At 64.3% G+C, this 20,369-nt stretch carries 22 protein-coding genes and 1 pseudogene; 19 read left to right on the forward strand and 4 right to left on the reverse strand.

The features are described 5' to 3' along the window. A pseudogene (locus tag HNQ09_RS16700) lies at window positions 1-180 on the forward strand (IS982 family transposase); the annotation flags it as partial. 137 nt (window positions 181-317) lie between these two features. Here the strand turns inward: HNQ09_RS16700 and HNQ09_RS16705 are convergent. Next, entirely contained in the window at window positions 318-1,193 is an 876-nt protein-coding gene (locus tag HNQ09_RS16705; RefSeq protein ID WP_184031550.1) for a hypothetical protein, read from the reverse strand. A 94-nt stretch (window positions 1,194-1,287) separates the two neighbouring features. Here HNQ09_RS16705 and HNQ09_RS16710 point away from each other — a divergent pair, with 94 nt between their 5' ends. From HNQ09_RS16710 to HNQ09_RS16790, 18 genes are all read left to right on the forward strand, one after another. Then, the gene (locus tag HNQ09_RS16710; protein ID WP_184031552.1) at window positions 1,288-2,346 is read left to right on the forward strand and encodes a hypothetical protein; all 1,059 of its coding nucleotides are present in this window, start codon (window positions 1,288-1,290) and stop codon (window positions 2,344-2,346) included. Between the two features lie 61 nt (window positions 2,347-2,407). Then, complete coding sequence (locus tag HNQ09_RS16715) at window positions 2,408-3,058, forward strand: thermonuclease family protein (RefSeq protein ID WP_184031554.1); 651 nt, start codon at window positions 2,408-2,410, stop codon at window positions 3,056-3,058. Window positions 3,059-3,230: 172 nt separating this feature from the next. After that, entirely contained in the window at window positions 3,231-3,659 is a 429-nt protein-coding gene (locus HNQ09_RS16720) for a hypothetical protein (protein ID WP_184031556.1), read from the forward strand. A gap of 154 nt (window positions 3,660-3,813) precedes the next feature. Further along, window positions 3,814-3,945, forward strand: coding sequence for a hypothetical protein (locus HNQ09_RS19220; RefSeq protein WP_281378340.1), 132 nt, complete (start codon window positions 3,814-3,816; stop codon window positions 3,943-3,945). A 714-nt stretch (window positions 3,946-4,659) separates the two neighbouring features. Continuing rightward, complete coding sequence (locus HNQ09_RS16725; RefSeq protein ID WP_184031558.1) at window positions 4,660-5,277, forward strand: hypothetical protein; 618 nt, start codon at window positions 4,660-4,662, stop codon at window positions 5,275-5,277. Window positions 5,278-5,460: 183 nt separating this feature from the next. Beyond that, on the forward strand, window positions 5,461-5,610 hold the full coding sequence (locus tag HNQ09_RS16730; RefSeq protein WP_246363448.1) for a hypothetical protein: 150 nt from the start codon (window positions 5,461-5,463) through the stop codon (window positions 5,608-5,610). Window positions 5,611-5,752: 142 nt separating this feature from the next. Next, window positions 5,753-6,058: a hypothetical protein gene (locus tag HNQ09_RS16735; protein ID WP_246363449.1), complete on the forward strand. Its 306-nt coding sequence runs from the start codon at window positions 5,753-5,755 to the stop codon at window positions 6,056-6,058. 56 nt (window positions 6,059-6,114) lie between these two features. Next, window positions 6,115-6,633 (forward strand): hypothetical protein, encoded by a 519-nt coding sequence (locus HNQ09_RS16740; protein ID WP_184031562.1) that lies wholly within the window; start codon window positions 6,115-6,117, stop codon window positions 6,631-6,633. A gap of 71 nt (window positions 6,634-6,704) precedes the next feature. Continuing rightward, window positions 6,705-6,968, forward strand: a complete 264-nt coding sequence (locus HNQ09_RS16745) for a helix-turn-helix transcriptional regulator (RefSeq protein ID WP_184031564.1) — start codon at window positions 6,705-6,707, stop codon at window positions 6,966-6,968. Window positions 6,969-7,171: 203 nt separating this feature from the next. Further along, the gene (gene mazE, locus HNQ09_RS16750; protein ID WP_184031566.1) at window positions 7,172-7,411 is read left to right on the forward strand and encodes a type II toxin-antitoxin system MazE family antitoxin; all 240 of its coding nucleotides are present in this window, start codon (window positions 7,172-7,174) and stop codon (window positions 7,409-7,411) included. Further along, window positions 7,408-7,827, forward strand: coding sequence for a PIN domain-containing protein (locus HNQ09_RS16755; protein ID WP_184031567.1), 420 nt, complete (start codon window positions 7,408-7,410; stop codon window positions 7,825-7,827). The genes mazE and HNQ09_RS16755 overlap by 4 nt, the downstream gene beginning before the upstream one ends. After that, window positions 7,824-9,455 (forward strand): MBL fold metallo-hydrolase, encoded by a 1,632-nt coding sequence (locus tag HNQ09_RS16760; protein WP_184031568.1) that lies wholly within the window; start codon window positions 7,824-7,826, stop codon window positions 9,453-9,455. The genes HNQ09_RS16755 and HNQ09_RS16760 overlap by 4 nt, the downstream gene beginning before the upstream one ends. Beyond that, window positions 9,452-10,375, forward strand: a complete 924-nt coding sequence (locus HNQ09_RS16765) for a tyrosine-type recombinase/integrase (RefSeq protein WP_184031569.1) — start codon at window positions 9,452-9,454, stop codon at window positions 10,373-10,375. The genes HNQ09_RS16760 and HNQ09_RS16765 overlap by 4 nt, the downstream gene beginning before the upstream one ends. A gap of 15 nt (window positions 10,376-10,390) precedes the next feature. After that, entirely contained in the window at window positions 10,391-10,753 is a 363-nt protein-coding gene (locus tag HNQ09_RS16770; RefSeq protein ID WP_184031570.1) for an HNH endonuclease, read from the forward strand. Between the two features lie 138 nt (window positions 10,754-10,891). Continuing rightward, on the forward strand, window positions 10,892-11,296 hold the full coding sequence (locus HNQ09_RS16775; protein WP_184031571.1) for a response regulator: 405 nt from the start codon (window positions 10,892-10,894) through the stop codon (window positions 11,294-11,296). Between the two features lie 77 nt (window positions 11,297-11,373). Then, entirely contained in the window at window positions 11,374-12,027 is a 654-nt protein-coding gene (locus HNQ09_RS19035; protein ID WP_184031573.1) for an excalibur calcium-binding domain-containing protein, read from the forward strand. Between the two features lie 222 nt (window positions 12,028-12,249). After that, complete coding sequence (locus HNQ09_RS16785; RefSeq protein WP_184031574.1) at window positions 12,250-12,486, forward strand: antitoxin VbhA family protein; 237 nt, start codon at window positions 12,250-12,252, stop codon at window positions 12,484-12,486. 8 nt (window positions 12,487-12,494) lie between these two features. After that, on the forward strand, window positions 12,495-13,412 hold the full coding sequence (locus HNQ09_RS16790) for a Fic/DOC family protein (protein ID WP_184031575.1): 918 nt from the start codon (window positions 12,495-12,497) through the stop codon (window positions 13,410-13,412). Window positions 13,413-13,441: 29 nt separating this feature from the next. Here HNQ09_RS16790 and HNQ09_RS16795 read toward each other — a convergent pair whose 3' ends face one another. The 3 genes from HNQ09_RS16795 to HNQ09_RS16805 form a co-directional block, all read right to left on the reverse strand. Then, on the reverse strand, window positions 13,442-14,809 hold the full coding sequence (locus HNQ09_RS16795; RefSeq protein WP_184031576.1) for a 5-methylcytosine restriction system specificity protein McrC: 1,368 nt from the start codon (window positions 14,807-14,809) through the stop codon (window positions 13,442-13,444). Continuing rightward, window positions 14,806-16,911, reverse strand: coding sequence for a DUF4357 domain-containing protein (locus HNQ09_RS16800; RefSeq protein ID WP_184031578.1), 2,106 nt, complete (start codon window positions 16,909-16,911; stop codon window positions 14,806-14,808). The genes HNQ09_RS16795 and HNQ09_RS16800 overlap by 4 nt, the downstream gene beginning before the upstream one ends. Window positions 16,912-17,079: 168 nt before the next feature. Continuing rightward, window positions 17,080-20,364, reverse strand: a complete 3,285-nt coding sequence (locus HNQ09_RS16805) for an Eco57I restriction-modification methylase domain-containing protein (RefSeq protein WP_184031579.1) — start codon at window positions 20,362-20,364, stop codon at window positions 17,080-17,082. Window positions 20,365-20,369 lie beyond the last annotated feature (5 nt).

The raw sequence follows: 20,369 nt of genomic DNA on the forward strand, positions 1-20,369 counted from the left end.
AACACCCGGTACGACACGGGGTGGCGGTCAGACCGCCATCCCGTGTTCCGTCGTCGCGTGGAAACCGTATTTGCTCAGTTGGTGGAGTCGCAGATCCGTTCGGTGCAGACAAAAACGATGGGGTCACTGCGTCTGAGGACCGTCCTGGCCGTGATCGCCCATAACCTCAGCCAGCCCTAAACGACGTATAAAGGTTTTTCTAGGCATGAACTCCCTCGTCTTCTATGGTAGTAGTTTCCTATCAGACGGATGACTGCTCACACCCACTATAAGCTGCTCGCCTCAGCGTTCGTGGCGCAACCCCAGCCTGCTCTCCGTCACCGGGTCGCCTGGGTCATCAGGGTGGCGCGGTAGGGCGACTCGCCCGTGACGATCAAGAGACCTACCCGGTCGGTGCCGTTCTGGGTGAACGACCAGATGGTCGTCGTGGCTTGACCCGCCTCCGCCTGATTGACCAGCTTCCAGCCCGCCTGCCGCAGTTGCGCCGCGTAGTGCTCGACCAAAGCCCTGCGGTTCAGCTTCGTCTCGATGCGGGCGTTCTGGGTCACCCCGTCGCTGCTGTTGCCTCCCCCCTGCGGCTGGACGACGCTGTTCGCCGGAGCCGCCAGTTTGGGCAGCACCAGGAAGGCGGGGGGCGCTGGGGGCCGCACCTGGATGTACTCCAACATGCGTTCGGTATCGCCTCCCGACTGTTTGCGGAGGCTGACCTGGGTCACGTTCCCCACCACCCGTGTGGTGATGTGCAGCAATTCGGCGGGGGTCTTGCGGTACAGCGCCAGGTTGCCAACGGAGCTGCCCGGCTGAAAGCCGCCCTGCTGCTCGTAGGGACCGTTCAGGAAGCCGGGAGCTTCCTGCCAGCCTGCGCCCAGCGCCTTGGTGAAGTATGCGGTGACCTGGGCGGGGGTCAGGGCCGTGTCGAAATGCACGGCGGTGTTCGAGGGCGCCTCCCCCCGCTGGAAGGTGGTGCTGATCGCCCCGATCACGCGGCTTGCGGCGGGCAGGGGCACACCGAACCCGGCAGGCACCTGGCCCACCAGGACCTCGGTGCGGCTGTCCGCTCCCGGCCAGTCGGGATTGATGACCCGTTGCAGCAGCTCGCTGGCGGTGGCCATGGGGGAGGGAGCAGGGGCCGTCTGGGCGAGGGCCGGGGACAGGGTCAGCACGCCCAGCAGGGTCAGCGTTTTAGGGGACATGCCTCAGCTTGTCCACTGGGTTCTGATCAGGCGTGAGAGCGTCGTAAAACTGGGTGACAGCCCCGCAAGGGGCCGCCTGCGAAAGTGCCTTACCATGCGTGTCCTCTCTCTGCTGCTTGTTCTTGGAAGCGCCACGGCAGCTCCAGTCACCTTCACCAAGACCTATAACAACGCCGTGGAAGTCCTGCAATGGACCGACAATCAGGGGGCCTTGAGCGGCACGTACCAGCAGGTGCTCCGCACGGACAGCCGCCCACCGACCCTCAAGACCACCAACGCCACCTTCACCGGCACCCGCACCGGCTCGACCGTGACCCTGCGCTTCTCCCAAAGTTTTCTGGGTTTCACAGATATCCGCATCTGGACGGGGACGTTGAGCGGCGACACGCTCAAGCTCACCTGGCCGCTGGCCGCCGGGGGGCTGAATACCGTCGTCTATACCCGCAGTAGTGCAAACAGCTACAACGCAGCCGTGACCCGTCTGAGCCGTGAGGTGGACGCCGCCCGCAGCGGGTTCGCTCAGCAGCAGGAGCAGGAGCGGGCGGAGCGAGCCGCTGTTCAGGCCCAGACCCAGGCGGTTGAGGCAGCGGACCGTGCAGCCCGCCGCGCCTTGGAGGACGCGGCCACGCTGACCGGGGAGCTTCAGGACGGAACGCGAGACCTGGAGGCAGCGGTGGAGCTGTTGGAAAAGGATCTGGCCTCACTCCGGAAGGATCAGGCCGAACTCCTGCGGGATGCCGGGCAGGCCAAGACCTGCTACGACGTGAGCGTGGTGCAGGGCTACCAGCTCGGTACGCTTTCGGGCTATTCGCTGAGCACGTTGACCGGCTACGGCACCAGCAACCTGAAGAATGCCGCCCAGCAAGTGCAAGACGATCTGGATCAGGCCCAGCCGACGCTGGGCCGCTTGCAGGTGGCGGCGCAGGCGCACCGTACGGTTCCTGGAGCGAATCCCCGTGCCCAGGCCCGCCTCTCCTTCCAGCCCCAGCAGGTCGCGCAGGCGCAGGCGGCGCTCGGGGCACAAGTCGAGATTGCGGCGGCCACCCTGGCGAGTGCCCAGACCCGCCATCAGGCCATCCTCACCGAGGCCGATGCCCTGGTAGATCAGGCCAGGGTGGTCGCCCGAGGACTGACCTGCCTGCCCGGTTCCTAACCCCCGGCCCCCGGCCGCACATCCGCTCCTGCTGTCTCCTGCTGCCGTGTAGGGTCAGGCCATGCGCTTCCTGCTCCCGGCCCTGCTGCTGACGGCCACTGCCCACGCCCAGGTGCCTGCCAGCATCACAGGTATCCCCACCGTGACCGACGGCGACACCCTCCAGATCAGGGGCACCAAGATCCGGCTTTACGGGGTGGATGCCCCGGAGTCCTCGCAGACCTGCCTGCGGGCAGGCCAGACTTACGGCTGCGGCCGGGAAGCAGCGTTTGCCCTGGCCGATCTGGTCCGGGGCAAGAACGTCACCTGTACCCGTCAGGACACCGACCGCTACGGTCGCATGGTGGCCGTCTGTACGGTGGGGGCGACCGAGATCAACCGCTGGCTGGTCGAACAGGGCCATGCCCTGCCCTATCTGGAGTACGGCGGGCGGGTGTACCAGGACGCCGAGCGCCGAGCCAGAGCTGCCCGGAAGGGCCTGCACGCGGGCACCTTCCAGAACCCTTGGGACTACCGCAAGAATCCGGCCAGCCCCCCAACGGCGGGCACCCCCAGGGTGGCGGCCCCTCTTCCGGCGGTTAGCGGCACGGGCAGTATCCTCTACAAAACCTGCTCGGCTGCCCGTGCTGCGGGGGCCGCCCTGGTAAAGGTGGGGCAGCCCGGCTACGGCAAGCATCTGGACCGCGACAACGACGGGATCGGTTGCGAGTGACCGTTCCACGTCCCGAGAGCGAGGTCCACGCCCAGGCAAACGCAGAACAGGTCCGCCTGCTGCGCGAGGCCCTGGGCCAACGGCGGGAGAAAGGCCAGAAACCCGCAGCGGCTGACTGCACGCCCTCTGCTCAGTCAGAGCCACAGACCCACCCTCCACTCTAGAGGTGACTATGACCGACTTTTCCAAGATTCACTGGCAGCCCATCGAGGGCCTCGCCCTGCTCACGGAGATGGTGGACGGCCTGCTGGAGGAAACCCAAAGGTTTCACGCCACCCTCTCGCAGGCCAGGGAACGGCCACAGGTGCTCGGTACGGCCATCCTTGACCGGGCAGTGCAGCAGTACGGGGAACGGGCTTCCTGGCTCGACGTGTACGCCGAGCAGTTCCGGCGCTGGCAGGCACTGCCGCTCACGCCGCCGCAACAGCAGGAAGTGGACCGGCTCTCGCGGGAAGTCGAGGCCACCCGTCCGGTCGTGGGACAGGTCCTGGCCCTGGTCGAGGAGTTGCGCTTCGAGAGCGCCCACCGACGGCGGGAAAGAAGCGCGGCGGAGCAGGCGTTGGCAGAGCTGATCGGGGTGCCGACGAGCGGCGATCTCTGACGTTCTGGACAGCTCCGGTGGGCTGAAAGAATGCGGTAGAATCGGAAAGTCCCGTGAGGGACGGGGTGCATGACAACCGGGAGGGAAGAGGCGCAACACGGGTACGCGAAAGCACCCGAGCTGCAACTCGGGTGCGGAAAGGAGGTGATTCCTTATGGCTCGTCACCGTAAGGATAACCCGAAGCGCCCGCGCAGGCAATGGAAGCCAGGTGAGGCGGCCGTCATCCTGACGGCCATCGGCACCCTGCTCACCGGCCTGGCGGCGTTCCTGAACGCCCTGAACTAAGCCTCTCGCCCCTCGGCTGCACCCTTCCTTCAGCCCATCCCGCCCCTCCTGGGGCGTTTTTTATTCTTGCCTGCCTCGCCCCACAACATTTTTACTTTTTTGCATGTTTACATGTAGGAGTGGCTGGGTGCTTGAGGAGGGGGGCGTCCCCCCTGAGCCAAACCTAGGGGCGGTCGAGCGGGCAAAGCTGCGGGCGCCGCTCCGCTCTGCCCGCTGCCCGCCCTCCCAACGGTTTGGCTACCCCCCCTCGCACCTGGGCGGCCGCCCAGGTGCCGGGTGGCCGTACCGCTTTGAGGAGCGGCCACAGGCCGCACGACTGTTCAAAAGACGAAAAGACAAAAGCGGTGTCCTCGCCGGACAGGCAGCAGCCGGAAAAAACGTCAGGGAAGGGCGCAGACATTTTTTCCGGCCTGCGGCCTCAAGGATTCGGCGGGGCTTGTCCTGTCAACGGCAACCCCACAAGGGGGGCGGCCAGAGGCCGCACCGTTGACAGGCAAAAGCAGAAGCAGGAGGAAAGACCGGGGCATGAGCGGACCACGGGCGCGGGGTGGTGGGCCAGGGCACCGCCAGGGGCGGCCCCCCGGTGTGGGCGCGCACCTGTGAGAGCGCCGGGGGAAGGCGGGAAAAGGCTTTCTTAGAGGGCATAAATGCTTGACTGTGTACCACATATGTGGTACAGTCTCCTTACCCCGGACAGAGGGAAAAGGAGCCAGAATGTCAGTCATTCCTTATACCGCCGCCGATGTGAAAGCCCTTGAGCTGGTTGCCCGCGAGTGGGTGAACGTCGAGGAGGGTGTTTTTCCTGGCCTGTATGTGGCGAACGTCCGCGCCTACGCCGCCAGCTACCGTGAACCCCAGCCGCCGGGCGAGGCGCTGACCGCCGAGTACACCCAGGCGCAGCCTGCCCCGATCACCTCCAGCGGCCCCGAGCTGCTGGAGGCGCTGTACCGGCTGACGTACAACGTCATCAGCAACGACGGCCGCTCCTGGCTCACCGCTGAAGGCGAGGCCATGCGCCGCCGCCTGGTGCAGTCGGTGGCCTTTGAGCTGCTGACCGAGGGCGGCCCGTGGGTGCGGGTGGCCGACAGCGGCAGCATTCGCCGGGTGAACTTTGACCTGTACGAGATCAGCAGCCGCAACCCGGCCGAGGGTGCCCGCGCCCGCCCCTACCTGATCGAGGGCAAGGCCCACCGGCACGAGGGGTTCGTGACAGATCGGCCCTGGGAGGCGTTTACAGCCCTCTGGGAGATGAACGACGAGTGCCACGCGCACTGGCTGGAGGGCCACGGGCGCGATCTGCGCGCCCAGGCCAAGCGGCTGGGCATCCTCTGAGAGAAGGCCCCGCAAGGGGCTTTTTCGCTTTCCCAGAGAGAAAAGCTTGTGTTTGTACCACATTTGTGGTACACTCCTCTTACCCCGGACAGAGGGGAAAGGAGCGCCACCATGACGATGACAGCGGCAGAACGAGGCAGCAAAGGCGGCAAGACGACAGTGCAGCGCCACGGCAGCACACATATGGAGTGCATCGGGCGCGCGGGCTTGTACACGACCGCCGAGCGGTACTACGGCGGCGACGTGCACGCCTATATGGAGGCGTTGCGGGACCGCCAGCGCCGGGGCGAGTTCGACCCCCGCCTGGGGTGCCAGGTTCAGCGATCCGCCTAACCCCTCCGGCCCCGCCCCAGGTGGCGGGGCCACCCCCCAGGAGACCGCTTATGCCCGCAGTGGACTTCGCCAGCCCGGCCAACAGACCAACAGCCAGCCCTTTCATCAGTTCACCCACCCGGACCCGTGCGGCGTCGGCTTCATGTTCGACCTCGACCCCACCACGCGAGAGCCACTGCTGAGCACGCCGGAAGCGCGTGCCAACTACGAGCACGCGCAGCGCGAAGTCGCCGCAGGCCGCCTGGTGGATGAGGGCGTGGTGGAGCATCAAACGTCCTACTGGGACGCCGGAGCCATCCGGTGTCACTGCGGTGCCGTGGTGGAGTTGACCGATCACTGGGAAGGAAGCGCCTGCCAGCGCTGCGGCACCGAGTACGGCAGCACCGGCCAGATGTTCCGCGCGAACTGGCGGGAGTTCTGCCGCGAGACTGGCGAGCTGGACGACTGACCCCGACTGGGGCGGCCCCGCCGAGGCCGCCCCTTCACCACCAGGAGCCGTGAAGCATGACGTACCCCCAGACCCGCGACGAGTACCGCGCCCGCATCATGGCCGACATTTTCAAGCTGGTGCAGCACATCGAGAGCGATTTCAACGAGTACAGCACCGCCGAGACTTTGGCGCGCGGCCTGCATTTCGACGTGCGCGAGTATTTCAACGCCGAGCGCTGGAATCCCACCCCCGTCTATGACGGCCTGCGCGACCGCGTGACGCTGGGCACCCCCCTCTCCCTGTTGATTGTTCACCACGGCGGCCACAATGGGAGGCAGTTTGTGCAGGGCCGCATCATTGACCTGCACAGCCAGGCCCGCCCCTTCGACGGCGCGCAGTTCGAGATCGTGCCCAAAGGGTGCCGTAACCCCCGGCGCTACTCCTACCGGGCGGGAGTCGGGGCCTCCATCACGGTCTACCCAGGCCATGTGCCGGAGACGTGGCTGGAGCAGGTGCGCCCGCTCTACCACCACGCAGCCGAGCCGCCCATCCAGTACGATCAGGCATCAGCGGCCACGGCCGCGCCGCCCTAAACAACCGACCCGCCCCCAGTGGGCGGGTCTACCCGCCCCGGACAGAGGGAAAGCGAGCGCAGGGAGAGTATATGGCAAAGGCCAAAGAGGTGAAGACGCTGGAGGAATGGCGTGCCCATCGGGGCTTGACGGTTCAGGCGATGGCCGACGCGGCAGGTCTGACGCGCGGCGCGATGGGGGACTACATCAAGGGCCGCAAGGAGCCGGGCATTCGACTGGCGTACCGGATCGCCGGGGCCTTGGGCGTGGACGTGACTCAGATCGCCAACTGGCGACCGGAGAGCGGGGGTGAGCGGGGGTCAGCGAGCGAGGACTTGGCCGCCGCGAGTAGGTGAGTTTTACGCAACTTTTTTGAGTTTTACGCAACTTCCTCCCCTGTGTCCTGTACTTCTCAAAATCGCGCTCCCCTTACGCCTCGGCCAGCACACGCAAAGCTCCTCTAGGAGCTTGGTCTTCGACTTGCGTAAAACAACTATTTTATGCAAAATCTAGATTTCTCTTATTCCTTACGTTTATACTTCTCGGTAAGGAGGCTGCGATGCGAGTGATTGCCAGGATGACCAGCAAGGGACAGGTCACGGTACCCCGCGAGGTGCGCGAGCGGCTGGGCTTGAAGCAGGGCGACGGCCTGGTGTTCGAGATCGAGGGCAACACCATCACCCTGGTGCCGCCCCAGGACGACAACCCCTTCGACGCTTTTATCGGCACTCTGCCCCCCCTGCCCAAGGACGCCAAGACCTTCTGGCGGGAGATGCGTGACGGGGACGCCGAGGAGTGAGCGCCTGCATCGATACCAACGTGCTGAGCGCCCTGCTCGGCGCTGAATCAAATGCTCCTGCCATCTCCGGCACGCTGAATACCCTGCGGCGGGCGGGATCGCTCGTCATTCACGGCAGCGTCTACGCCGAACTGCTGGCCGCTCCCGGCAACAAACAGAGCCACTTGGAGGCGTTCCTAAGGCGAGGTCAGGTCGGGGTGGACTGGGAGACGACCGAGGCCGTCTGGCAGATGAGCGGACGGGCCTACAGCGCCTATGCCCGCCGCAGGGAAAGGTCCGGGGGAGGGCAGCCCCGGCGCATCCTGGCGGATTTCCTGATTGGCGCACACGCCCTGTCGCTGGGGGCCACGCTGGTCACGCTCGACGACACGCACTACCGCCAGGCCTACCCCACGCTGGCGCTGGTGATGCCATGACCGAGTTGCACTTCCTGGGTCTGGGCGGCACTGATGAGGTCGGGGCCAGTTCCTACCTCTACCTCCTGAAGGAAGGCAACTTGCTGATCGACGCAGGAGTCCGGCCCGGCCAAGTCGGTGAGGTGGCCCTGCCCCACCTGGAGCGGCTGGCGGACCATCCCCCGACCTGCATGATTCTGACCCACGCGCACCTGGACCATGTGGGGGCGCTGCCCGTGGTGATCCGGCGCTTTCCGCATCTGCCTATCTACTGCACCGAGGCCACCGCCCGCATCGCCACGCTGGTGCTGGGCGACACCCTCAAAGTCAGCACGGCCCAGGGCTATCCCCTCTTCTCCCCCGGCGAGATGAAACGCACGCTGGAACGCCTGCGCCCGGTTCCCTACTTCGAGTGGGTGAAGGATCACGGCTTCGCCTTCAAGCTGCTCCCCAGTGGGCACCTGCTGGGGGCCGCGAGTGTCCTGGTCCGCAGCGGCAACCGCCAGGTCCTGCATACCGGCGACGTGAGCAACGTGGCGACGCCGGTGGTGGACGCGGCCTGGCTCCCGCACCCCAACGCCGTGCCTGAAGTGGACGCCGTGGTGTCGGAAAGCACCTACGGTGACACCCTGCTGCCCAGCCGCAAGGAGCAGGTCCGCACCTTTGTTGCTGCGATTGGGGAGACGCTGCGGGGTGGGGGCCGGGTGCTGATTCCCTCCTTTGCCCTGGGCCGCGCGCAGGAGATCACCCAGATTCTCCAGACCGCGATGGCGGGAGGCCTGCTCCCCCAGGTCCCCATCCACCTGGACGGCCTGACACGGGGCATCACCCAGGCTTACGAGGAGATGTTGCCGCTCCTGCCGGAAGCCCTTCAGAACCGCAGCAAGGTCAGCAAGCAGCGGCCCTTTCTGGCTGGGACAGTGAACCTGGTCAAGGACCGGCGCGAGCGCGAGGGCATCCTGGCCTCGGACCGCCCCGCTATCGTGATCGCCTCCTCGGGAATGCTGCACGCCGGGGCCAGTCCCCAGTACGCGCGGGCATGGCTGCCGCACCCGGAAAACGCCCTCTTTGTGGTGGGCTACCAGGACGCGGAGAGTCCAGGGCGCAGGCTCCTCGAACTTCAACAGGGGGGGGAGGTGCTGTTGCCCGACGGCAAGGGAGGTCTGGAACCTGTCTCTGCCTACTCGCGGGTGGAGCGCTTCTACCTCTCGGCCCACGCCGACCGGGGCGGGCTGCTGGGGATGATCGCCCGCTACGGGCCGGGCAAGGTGATTCTCACGCACGGCGAGGTCCGGGCGCGGGCGAACATGGCCGGGTATCTCAACACCAAGCACGAGGTGAGCCTGCCCCAGGCGGGAGAACTGGTGCCCCTTCAAGACAGTGGCCGACGGCGGGGAACGTTCATGAACACCGCGCCGAAGAAGCTTGAAGCCCTCAAGGAGCGCCACGCACGGGCCACGGTGAGCGTCACCTATGACCGCGATACCCATGAGGTGCGCCTCAAGCTGCCCGCCGATCTGGACGGATCTCTCTTCGGGGAAGGCGACTACACCCTGGAAGTGCTGCGGGGCAAGCTCAGCCGGGTCAAGCTGCGGGAACAGGACGCCGAGGCACTCGCCGGGATGGCTGAGGATTCGGTCACCGCATGAGTCAGCTTCTCTCCCCCCTCCCGGCCTTCGAGAGTTATCTGATTCAGGAAGAGGGCCTGAGCGCCGCCACGGCGCGGCAGTACCGGTTGGACTGCTGGAAGCTGGCCGCCTGGTTCGGGCAGGAGCGGCCCGCGTTGGAGCACTGGCCCCAGGTGACCGCCCGCGACCTCCGAGCCTATATGGGGCACCACAAGCCTGCCCCCGCCCGTGCACGCCGCCTGGTCAGCGCGTGGAAGAAGCTGTGGGGCTACCTGGGCCACGTCGAGGGCCTTGCCATGCAGCCCGGTCCCACCGAGCTGAAAAGCCCCAAGCTGCCCACCCGGCTGCCGCAGGCACTCACGCCTACCGAGGTATCGCGGCTGCTGACCGCCACCCGCGAGCAGCCGAACGAGGACAAAGGCTTCCGGGACTGGGCGGTGCTGGCCTTTCTCTATGGAACGGCCTGTCGCGTCAGCGAGGCGCTGGGTCTGACCTTTGAAAACATCCAGTACGACAGCGACAAGCTGCCAGTGAGCGTCCGCATCGTGGGGAAGGGGGACAAGGAGCGTCTGGTGTACCTGAGCAGCACGGCGCAGCGGGCCTTGCACGGGTGGCTCAAGGTGCGGCGCACGCAGGGGCACGCCACCAGCGCTTACGTCTTCAGCCACCTGACCGGCCAGAACGCCGGGGAGCCGTTTCCCGTTCGCACGGTCGAGGCGGCCATGCACCGCGCCGGAGTGCGGGCGGGGCTGCCCAGGGCGAAATGCACCCCGCACAAGCTCCGGCACGCCCACGCGACCGCATTGATGGACGCCGGACGGCGCATCGAGGAGGTGCAGGAAGTCTTGGGACACGCCAGCATCGCCACCACCCGCATCTACGCCCAGGTCAACCGCAGCCGCCTGGCCGCGACCGCCGCGAGTCTGCCGGACGTGCTTTGAAAGGGCTGTGACGCTGTGGGCAAGGAGTACCGGAAGGTCAGAGACCCGAAAACAGGCCGTCAACGCCGGGCACACCGGGTCATTGCGGAGGAGGCCCTGGGGCGGCCTCTGCTGCCGGGTGAGGTGGTGCATCACCGCGACGGAGATCGCCGGAACAACTGCCCGGACAACCTGGTGGTGCTGAGCAGCCAGCGGCACCACGCTTCGGTTGAGTTCCATGTCCGCCGGATGCGCCAGGGGATGCCGTCCCTCTTTCCTGAACTGCTGATCGGGACCGTGAACGACCGGCAAGAGGGGCTGTTTGCCCATGTCTCTTGCCCCAGGCTAGCGGTCCCAGTTCGCACCAGAGAGGACGCTGGCTCGGGGAAACGGCGCTGAGGTGGATAAGAGGGCGATTCTGGCTCCAGCCCACACCTCAACCTTGCCCTGCTTTACCTACCCTTCATGTTATTCTGTTGGCATCAGAATGGCTGGGGCTGGCAGGTGGCTGGCAGGCTGTTCAGTGGAAGGCAGGACATGTCCAAATATCTGTTAATCGTCGAGGACAATCCCTACGACCTGGAACTGGCCCGCGCCGCCCTGGACCTCAGCGACGTGTGCTGCGAGGTCAGCGTGGTCCAAGACGGTCAGGAGGCCCTGGACCTGTTGCGGGGCGGCGATCCCCTGCCGGATCTGGTGCTGCTCGACCTGAATATGCCGAGAGTAAACGGGCATCAGGTCCTGGCGGCCGTCAAGGGCGACCCGGCGTTGCGGGAGGTGCCGGTGGTGGTGTTCACCACGTCTGATGAACAGGCCGACCGGGCAGCGGCGACGATGGCGGGGGCGGACGGGTACGTGCTCAAGCCCGAGGGCTTCAACGACCTGATTGCCACACTGAACGGGCTGGGGCGGCGCTGGCTGACCACTCCCCACTGTGCCTGAGGCATGACGGCGGTGTATTGGCAGGTGCTGGCGCAGATGAGGACTGCTCCCGCTTCTGATCCGTGTACCGTCAGTCCATGCGTCACCTGCTCCCGGCTCTGCTGCTGACAGCCACGGCCTCCGCCCAGGTGCCTGCCAGCGTCACGGGCATCCCCACCGTGACTGACGGCGACACGCTTCAGATCAGGACCACCAAGATTCGGCTGTACGGCGTGGACGCCCCGGAGTCCTCGCAAACCTGCCTGCGGGCAGGACAGACCTACGGCTGTGGCCGGGAGGCGGCCTTCGCCCTGGCTGATCTGGTCCGCAACAAGAACGTGACGTGCCTTCGGCGTGACACCGACCGCTACGGGCGCATGGTGGCTGTCTGTACAGTGGGCGGCACCGAGATCAACCGTTGGCTCGTCGAGCAGGGCCACGCTCTCCCATATCTGGAGTATGGCGGGAGCATCTACCGGGACGCTGAGGACCGGGCGAAGGCCACGCGCAAGGGTCTGCACGCGGGTACCTTCCAGGCTCCCTGGGATTACCGCAGGAACCCGGCCAATCCCCCGACGACAGGGACACCCCGGCCAGCCACCACGCCTGCTCCAGTGGGGGGCAGCGGAGGGAGCGTCTCCTACCGCACCTGTGCTGCTGCCCGCGCGGCTGGCGCGGCTCCTGTGCGGGCAGGCCAGCCGGGCTACGGCAAGCATTTGGACCGGGACGGCGATGGGATCGGCTGCGAATGAGTCTCCCTGAGCCAGAGCGGGAAGCCCATGACCGGGCCACTCGGGAACAGATCAAGCTGCTGCACGAGGCCTTGCTCCCGCCAAACTCATCCGCCCCGACCGAACCGATCTCCCCCCAGGAGACCTCCCCCCCTGTTGATGCCTCCCTGGGCGATCAGGAGGGAAAATGTCCGTAACAGACGCGGTTTTCCTAGGAGTGATAGACTGGATGGAGGAGGCGTCATGACGGACATCCGGGAGAAGATCAGGCTGGAAATCCAGGCGCTCACCGAGCAAGCCAACGCCGCTCAGGAGGCTCAGGCCCAGCGCCGCGCCACCGTGAAAAGCGTGCAGCGTTCCGCCCGGATGGAAGGTCAGCCGGTCTCGGCCCAGACGGCGGCCCTGCTGGACGGGTACGCCGAGGGCCAGCTCAGCAGTGACGATGTGCTGAAGGCGCTGGATCAGCGGTACAAGCGCTAAGGGGACCCATGACGGGGCGTGACCCCTTCTTACAGGCGAACGGCACCATGGAAAACCTCCTCGGCATCGAACGTGCCGGGGAGCTTGCTGTGACCGAGGCCGACTACGCGGCGGCCCGCACGGTGCAGCTCCGGGAAGGCCGCGCCCCGGCGGGCACGCGGGGGAACTTCGATCTGGCGCACCTCAAGGCGATCCACCGGCACCTCTTTGGGGACGTGTACGGGTGGGCGGGAACGACCCGTGCCGAGCCGCTGACCTTGGGAGGAGTCACGGTGCGGCAGCCGCCGCTGCTGATGAAGGGCACCACCACCTTCGAGGCGGGGAACCGCGTGAATGCCCGACTGGAGGCCGCCTTTGACCGACTGAGGGCTGAAGGCTACCTCCAGGGACTGTCCCGCGAGGCGTTCAGCGAGCGGGCCGCCGACCTCTTGATTCAGATCAACAACGCGCACCCCTTCCGGGAGGGCAATGGGAGAACCCAGCGGGAGTTCATGCTCCAGTTGGCCGAACAGGCAGGTCATCCGCTGAACTTCGACCCCATCAGCCAGCAGCGCATGATTGTCGCCAGCTACGACGGCATCCAAGGCGACCCCAGCACCATGCGGCGGCTGTTTGACGAGATCAGCGACCCGGACCGGGTGGCCGTCCTCGAACGGGGCGTGCAGTATCTGGAGGGCGCGCGGCAGCACGGCCCAGAATGGGAAGAGATGTACGTGGCGACCATGACGACGGGGCGCGAGTACCGTGGGCCGCTGGTCGCCAAGGGCCAGGAGTTCTTTGTGATGGCGAGCGAGGGTGGCGCGATTGTGGGTCATCCCCAGGACCTGCCCGAGGGACATGGGCGTTACGTCACCGTGCAGGCGACCCCGTTCCCCAGCGTAGACGGCGGCCCGCAGCCCAGGCTGGAGCACGATCTGGACTATTGAAGGAGTGGGTGCCCTTCGCTGGGGTTTTCCTAGGACTTGGCTGAATCAGGAACACCAGCCCTGACTTCACTGTCCGCTCTTATGTTGTCGAAAGTCAGCTCCAAATTTACAGTCGGGGTGTCCTGATGAAGATCTACCAAGACCACCCGCAGCGTCCGCCCACCTGGCAGTTGAATGTCTGGGAGTTGGTTGGGCAGTCCAGGAAGATAGGGGTAAATCAGGCACAGCCGCCGCTGTCCCGGCTCCGGCTGGAAAATTTCGCTGTACGCCAGCATCTGATAAGCGTCGGCATTGCCCACACCGTGAGGAAAGGCGCGGTCTGCCTTGAGCCGCTTCCATTTGGTGTCGGCAATGATCACGGGCTGGCCGGGAGGATGGACGATCAGGTCAGGGCGCAGGGCGAACACGGGACGCGCTTGACCTGAGGGTTGGGGCAGGAAGCTGCCGAGGTGCTGCCCTTTGACCTGCGTCTGCACCTGCCAGTCAGGATGCTGGAGGCGGAGGAGCTGCGCCACGTAGGTCTCGTAGACCCGGTTCATGTCGAACAGCACAGCAGTGACACGCGAGGCTGTGCCCGCCGTCAGGGGGTTCAACTCATTCAGAATCAGGCGGCAGATATCGAGGCTGGGGGCGAAGTGGGTGTAGCCACGCTCTAGCTTCCAGCGCGTGAAGTCCCGGCGAACATCCCGGCTGGCAGGCACATCCGCCAGGGCGTGCAGCAACTCACGGGCGAGCCGCCGACTGTCACTCCGGGCGGTCATGCGGGCGATGCGCTCGACCGCCAGGCGCACCAGGCGTGTCTCCGGGCGATCCGGCAGGAACTCGTCGTAGGTCACGTGCAGCAGATGTACCCGGTGAGGTGGTTGCCGGAGCTGCCGCGACAGGTCCAGGCGGCCCCGCAGCCCGGCCCGTTCCTCCTGAACCTCCCGGTAGGCATGTGGAATGCCCCGGCGGATGGCGGCCCGCAACACTTCCAGGGCGTAGCGCAGCACCACCTCGAAAAGCCGCATCTGGGCCGGGTCAAGGTCGGCGGGCAGGGCCGCGCGGTAGTTGTCCCCGGCGGCGGCCAGCATCCTGAACAGCAGGGCGCGGCTGCGAGCCACGGTCTCCCCGTCTGCTTCACCGTCCCGCTCATGGGTCTTGGGCAGAAGTTCGACCGTCGTGCCGTCCGGCGTGCGGATCACGCCCACCCACTGTTGCAGGCGCAGCGCGGGCTGGTTGCCCCGCAGGGTGGGGCGGGCGATCACCTCCTCCTGGCCCTTGTGCCCCTCCACGGGCGTCTGAAGAAACGCCCGCAGTGCGTCAAAGGACTCGGGCGGGAGACCGTGAATCCCCGCTGCCCCAGGGGCCGTGCCGCGCACGAGCAGGTCGTACTCGCGGGCGATGATGTAGGTCACGGCGAGGAGTAGACGCCCTGGAAGGCGCTCAGTCGCCCAAAGGCTTCCTCGTTGTAGCTGTAGCGGCGGCGCTGGCCCTGGCCGGTGCCATTGCCGCTGACGTGGATGAACTGGTCGGCCTGCTCCGTTTTCTGGTCGTCGCCCAGCACCTCTCGGATACTGTTCCAGTCCTCGAAGAAATACTCCTCCAGCAGGGGCAGGATCTTATGCCGCAGCGCGCCTGCCACCTGTTCCAGCGTGGGCTGCACGCCCAACAGGTAGGCGTGCCCGATCATCTGGTCTCGGCTGAGGCGCTCCTCAATGCGTTCATTGAGGGCGCCCAGGAACGCCTGGAGGTTCAGCGTGCCCCCGTCGAGTTCCAGGGCGTCTGGCAACAGGCCGGGGTCAGGCCAGACGGCGCTGAAGGTGAAGCGCCGCCGCAGGGCCGCGTCCATCTGCGTGAGGCTGCGGTCGGCAGTGTTCATGGTGCCAATCACGTAGAGGCTCTGCGGCACGCTGAGGTGGCGCTTGCTAAGCGGAAGCTGCACGGTCAGCGCCTCGGCAGCCCCCGCGCGCTTGCCCTCTTCCAGCAGCGTGATTAGTTCCCCGAAGACCTTGGAGACGTTGCCCCGGTTGATCTCGTCGATGATCAACACGTGCGCCCGCAGGGTGCCCTCGGCCTCCTCATCTCCGACCGCGCCGCCCGCCTGCCGCACGGCCCGCAAGAACAGGCCATCTCCCAGCTCGTAGGCCAGTTGACCGTCCTTCATCACCGGCTTGAGGCCTTCGATAAAGTCCTCATAACCGAACGACTGGTGGAAGGTCATGAAGGTCACGCGGCCCTCGGCGGCCAGCTCGTCGTAACGGGCCTTGCGAGCGTCACGTTGATGCTTCTCGCTGTGCGAGGAGGCGAACGACGGTTCCAGAATCTTCAGCGCCTCGTCAATCACCGAGTACGTCTTCCCAGTGCCGGGCGGGCCGTACAGAATCTGGTTCAGCGGCACCCCCGGCGGCGCGCGGAACTTCACCTCGGGCGTGGCCCCGTCGGGTGGGAGGATGACCTCGCCCTCCTCCTGCGCGGCGACCCACGCGGCATAGGACAGGGCCGGGAAGTCGGGGGCGAGGTCGCGGGCCTGTTCCAGCACCTGCTCGTAATCCGAGAGCGTCCGCACCTCCGCCGCACCGCTCACGCCCAGTTCGTCCAGGTACGGCACGACGATGCCGTTGAGGGGCAAAAAAGCGTCGGGATTTAGCCAGAACAGGCCTTGCGTGAGCTTGGGGACGCCCACCTGCTGAATCTCCAGAGCACGCGCGAAGGTTGGTCCTTCCAGCGTTCCGTCTACTGCCTGGCGTGCCAGCGCCCACAAGGTCGGCAGATCGTCTGTCTTCCGCTTGCTGCGGTACGGAAAGAACCAGGCGTTCATGGGGTTGCTCCAGGGCACACCGGTCAGGCTGGCCGGGGCAGACTCGGCAATGCCCAGCTTGTCCCCGATGAAGGTGAACAGCTCCTGCACCCGCGCGTCTGTCTTGTGCTTGAGCACCAGCGAGAAGAAGGTAAAGGGATCAATGACCGTCAGCTCCTCGCTCTCGTCGTGGCCTACAGAGATTCCGGCCTGACGCAGCAGACGGATCAGGGCCGGTTGCCGGTCCGGTTCGTGAAATTCCAGCAGCTTGTGGGCGAGCACTTTGAAGAACGGCGGCCACTCGAACACTGGCCCTTTCTGAAGGCTTTGGAACACTGGCCCAGGGGTCAGCCCCGCCCGCCAGTCGCCGTAGCTCTGCCCGCTGCCCTGTTCCTTCCAGGCCCCCTGACCACTCTGCGCCCGGCCCAGCGTGACGGCTGCCGCCGCGCTCACCGAGTCGAATACCACGTCCTGCGTATAGGTCAGGCGTGCGGGGTCATCGGTCTTGGCGAGGCGGCCCTCATTGATCAGTGAGCTGCGCAGCGCGAAGTAGTTGTGCCCAGTGAACGAAGGCGTTGCTTCTGCCCGCGCCTGGCTGCCTGCCCGCACCACAAACCCCTTGCCCTGCGGAAACCCGGTGGCCCGCACGCCTGAGCTGACCAGCTCGAAGAGGGGCGGGGCGGTGCTTGATCCTGTTCCAGTTGCTGCCTGTCCGGTCATGTCGCACTCTCCCTTGCTCGTCTGTCAATCTGTATCACCCGCTTCAACCGTCTAACGGGCCTGCCCCGGTCCAGGCCCGCGCCAGGTCATGCGCCCGCAGAATCAGCGCTGCTGGGCAGGCTCAGGGGCAGAGGATGCCAGTCAGGGGTTGGGATGGAGGGGGGAGGGTCAATCGTCGCCTTCGGCGTCCGCGCCCATGCGGTACTTGATGTCGTAATTGATGATGTAGTCAAGCTCCTCTGGGGAGAATCCATAGAAATCTGCTACGCTAGTATCTATATTGTCTATAATATGCTTACTTTCTTTAATCCTAAAAGATTGTGTTTGTGTTTCGCCTGTTGACTTTTGTTGGCGCGTCATCATTTTGCTATTCTTCTTCAAGTCGGAAATATAATCCCTACCTTCAATGCGAAGCTTATCGTCTTTTAGTACCTGCGGATCAACCGGAAAATTGGAGATATCACTAGGATTCAAATCTCTCAGATTTGAAGATAGTGTGTACCACCACCAGTAGAGGTTGCTACTTAACAGTGCCACATAGTTTTCAATAAAGATGTGTTTATCAACGGTGAACTTAGTTTCACGCGATGATTTGGTTTTTTTGCCATTTACAAAGAAATCTGGAGCAAAGTCTGTAAAGACTTTCCAGTATAGTCCGCCCGTTGTTCTATAATATAATTGTTCATTACCCGAAGGGCTTTGATAATCTCCTAGCGTTTTTCTATTCCTGGTGACTTTGCTAAGTATCACTTTTTCTATTTCATTAGATAGCTTAGGAAGCCAATAGTTATCTGTGTAATCTGTCTGGACATAAGACAGTTTATCAATTAGGAACTCTCTATCGTCACTTGTCCACTTAGTATAGCCAGTCACTCCTACAATCTCGGCATAACCTCTAAGGCTTATAAAGATCGTCAGTGCTCTATTCACATTATCAAATAGCTTTGCTGGCCTCCAAGCGAAATTAGAATACCAAGCGGAATTTAAATCCTCAATGATACTTCTTACAATCTGCATTCTTTGAGTAGACACTAGCGACATGGGAAGTATCATGCTGATGGTGGCGTTTTTGTAGCTAATATTGAATGCCCTCTCGATGCAGTAGGCATGTATAGCTTTGGCTTCCAGTGTCTTAAATCCCCGCAGGCTATAGTCAACCTCTCTCGACTCCAAGTAGGGAGGATTTCCCACAATACAATCAAACCCGCCCCGATTCATCACATTATGAAATTCAATAAACCAGTGGAAGGGCTGATGGCTCTCGCGCCAGGCCTCGAAGCTGCCGGGCTTCTTTTTCTCGTCGATGCCATAGTCGGCGGCGAGGTAGCCGTTCAGCAGAGCTTCCAATTCGCCCAGGCGGTCGCGCAGTGCCTGCTTGTCGGCGGGCGTGACCTGTCCGCCCTGCTTCAATTGCTGCTCGCGGAAGAGGGCTTCTAGGCGGTCGATGTCCCCGGCCTTTTCCTCGATCTGCTCCCAGGTGATGCCGCTGGTGCCCAGCAGACGGCCCTTCACCGCCTTCTCGGCTTCCTCGCGGGTGGCGTACCCCACCAGCGTGTTGCCCGCGCGGATGTTGAAGTCGATGTCGGGCAGGGGTTCCAGGCCCATATTGGGCTTGCGCTCGTTCTTCTGACTGAAGGCCATCAACTTCAGGAAGAGGCGCAGCTTGGCGATTTCCACCGCCTCGGGCATGATGTCCACGCCATACAGGTTGCGAATGATGATCTGCTTCAGCACGAAGTACTGCCGGTCGTGCTGCGCCTGCTCGACCAGGACCTCGCGGAAGTCGGGCAGTTTGTGGTCGCCTTCCGGCAGGGCGGCCACCATCTCGGTCATGCGTTCCAGGCACAGGTGGTACAGCGGGGCCAGGATGCCAGCCGCCGCGAACAGGAACGCGCCGCTGCCGCATGTGGGATCGAGCACCGTCACGCGCGTGATGGCCTTCCAGATAGCCCGGATCAGCTCTGGCCCCTCCGCGTACCGAATCACGTCCTGCGCGAAGGTGATGATGTCCAGGTTGAGCGTGATCAGCTCCGGCACGCTGTTCACCTCACCACGCTCCAGCTTGCTGCGCACTTCTGAGTAGCGGGTGCGCCGGGCGACCACTTCCCGCCAGATTTCTGTGGGCAGGGCGTACTCTTCGTCAGCTTTCTTGTTCCACGTCTGGCGCTTCTCCAGCAGGTCGGGCTGGTCGGGATCGAGGCCCGCTTGGATGTGCTCCGGCAGCTCGTACTCGCTGCCCTTGCGGACAGCAGCGTGGATGTAACGGTCTGGATCGTTCTTAAGCAGCTCCCAGACCGTGTGCTCACCCTCGAAGGCCACCCGGCAGTCTTCACGGGCACGTTCGAGCACAAAAGGCAAGATAGTGTTCTTGCTGATGTACTCGGTGATGTCTTCCTTGGTGTAGTACGCGCCCATCTGCTTGTTGTTGATGTACTGCTCGAAGATGTAGCCCAGCACGTCCGGGTTGATCTCAGGCTTGCCCGCCTTGTCCGCCTCAGCCTTGGCTCTCTCGTCAATTGTCCAGCGCCAGCCCTCGAAAAAGGCGAAGACCTTCTCAAATGCCGCGTCGGGAATTTCAATGGCGTCGTTCTCCTGCTCGATGCGATGTTCCTCGAACAGGCCGCCGTTCAGGTAGGGCACCTTGCCAATCAAGGCGGTCAGACCCGCGTCGTGCGGCACAGCGCCCAGCCCCTCGTGAAAGAGGCGCAGCAAAAAAGCGCGGTAGAAGCTCTGGAACTTCCCACTGCCACGTTGTGCCTGAACTTTTTTAAGACGATTCCGCAAGTAGTCGGGGTCGCCGTCCAGGTACTCCTTTTTCTGAATGAAGTACACGAACATCAGGCGGTTAAGCGTCAGACCCGCGTAGTGTTCCCTGTCATTGCCCTCGACGCCACTGATCTGCTCCCCAAAGGCTTTCCTGATCCGGTCGAATTCCTTGTAGAACTTCTTGGTGACCTTCTCAACCTCAATGTTGCTGGCTTTGCGGGCCACGTCGATGGTGGTCAGGCCGTTCAGATCCTCGTCCAGACTGACGTAGAGGCTTTTCAGGTAGTAGACCAGGGCCTCGTTGCGCAGGCCGCGTTTGTACTCGACGGTGTAGAGGCTGGCCGCCTTGCCCTGCTCTTTCTTGTGCCGCACCCAGAGCGCCTGATCCCCGCTGGCGTTGCTGTAGACCACCAGACGTTCCGCCGCCTTGGCATCCAGCTTGCGCTCCAATTTGCGAATGGTGTCCTTGCCCGGCAGTCTGCCGTCCTGGGCAGGGCTGGCCCGGTACACCACGAAGTTGACCTTGCGGGCGACGGGCGTAAACGTGAAGGTCTGTCCGTCCGCCTCCTCGCTGACGGGGCCGCCTTGTGGGTTGTCCCAGCCGAGTTCCTCGGTGAACAGGGGACGCAGGTCAGGAGCTTGCAGCGCTTTGCGCAGGGCTTGCGGGGTTGGAGCTTGATCGGTCATGGGGC

The sequence above is a fragment of the Deinococcus budaensis genome (assembly GCF_014201885.1).
Lineage (GTDB): Bacteria > Deinococcota > Deinococci > Deinococcales > Deinococcaceae > Deinococcus > Deinococcus budaensis.

Coding starts and splice junctions, on each gene's coding strand:
- HNQ09_RS16705 (WP_184031550.1), bottom strand. CDS start 1,193: ATGTCCCCTAAAACGCTGACCCTGCTGGGCGTGCTGACCCTGTCCCCG.
- HNQ09_RS16710 (WP_184031552.1), top strand. CDS start 1,288: ATGCGTGTCCTCTCTCTGCTGCTTGTTCTTGGAAGCGCCACGGCAGCT.
- HNQ09_RS16715 (WP_184031554.1), top strand. CDS start 2,408: ATGCGCTTCCTGCTCCCGGCCCTGCTGCTGACGGCCACTGCCCACGCC.
- HNQ09_RS16720 (WP_184031556.1), top strand. CDS start 3,231: ATGACCGACTTTTCCAAGATTCACTGGCAGCCCATCGAGGGCCTCGCC.
- HNQ09_RS19220 (WP_281378340.1), top strand. CDS start 3,814: ATGGCTCGTCACCGTAAGGATAACCCGAAGCGCCCGCGCAGGCAATGG.
- HNQ09_RS16725 (WP_184031558.1), top strand. CDS start 4,660: ATGTCAGTCATTCCTTATACCGCCGCCGATGTGAAAGCCCTTGAGCTG.
- HNQ09_RS16730 (WP_246363448.1), top strand. CDS start 5,461: ATGGAGTGCATCGGGCGCGCGGGCTTGTACACGACCGCCGAGCGGTAC.
- HNQ09_RS16735 (WP_246363449.1), top strand. CDS start 5,753: ATGTTCGACCTCGACCCCACCACGCGAGAGCCACTGCTGAGCACGCCG.
- HNQ09_RS16740 (WP_184031562.1), top strand. CDS start 6,115: ATGACGTACCCCCAGACCCGCGACGAGTACCGCGCCCGCATCATGGCC.
- HNQ09_RS16745 (WP_184031564.1), top strand. CDS start 6,705: ATGGCAAAGGCCAAAGAGGTGAAGACGCTGGAGGAATGGCGTGCCCAT.
- mazE (WP_184031566.1), top strand. CDS start 7,172: ATGCGAGTGATTGCCAGGATGACCAGCAAGGGACAGGTCACGGTACCC.
- HNQ09_RS16760 (WP_184031568.1), top strand. CDS start 7,824: ATGACCGAGTTGCACTTCCTGGGTCTGGGCGGCACTGATGAGGTCGGG.
- HNQ09_RS16765 (WP_184031569.1), top strand. CDS start 9,452: ATGAGTCAGCTTCTCTCCCCCCTCCCGGCCTTCGAGAGTTATCTGATT.
- HNQ09_RS16775 (WP_184031571.1), top strand. CDS start 10,892: ATGTCCAAATATCTGTTAATCGTCGAGGACAATCCCTACGACCTGGAA.
- HNQ09_RS19035 (WP_184031573.1), top strand. CDS start 11,374: ATGCGTCACCTGCTCCCGGCTCTGCTGCTGACAGCCACGGCCTCCGCC.
- HNQ09_RS16785 (WP_184031574.1), top strand. CDS start 12,250: ATGACGGACATCCGGGAGAAGATCAGGCTGGAAATCCAGGCGCTCACC.
- HNQ09_RS16790 (WP_184031575.1), top strand. CDS start 12,495: ATGACGGGGCGTGACCCCTTCTTACAGGCGAACGGCACCATGGAAAAC.
- HNQ09_RS16800 (WP_184031578.1), bottom strand. CDS start 16,911: ATGACCGGACAGGCAGCAACTGGAACAGGATCAAGCACCGCCCCGCCC.
- HNQ09_RS16805 (WP_184031579.1), bottom strand. CDS start 20,364: ATGACCGATCAAGCTCCAACCCCGCAAGCCCTGCGCAAAGCGCTGCAA.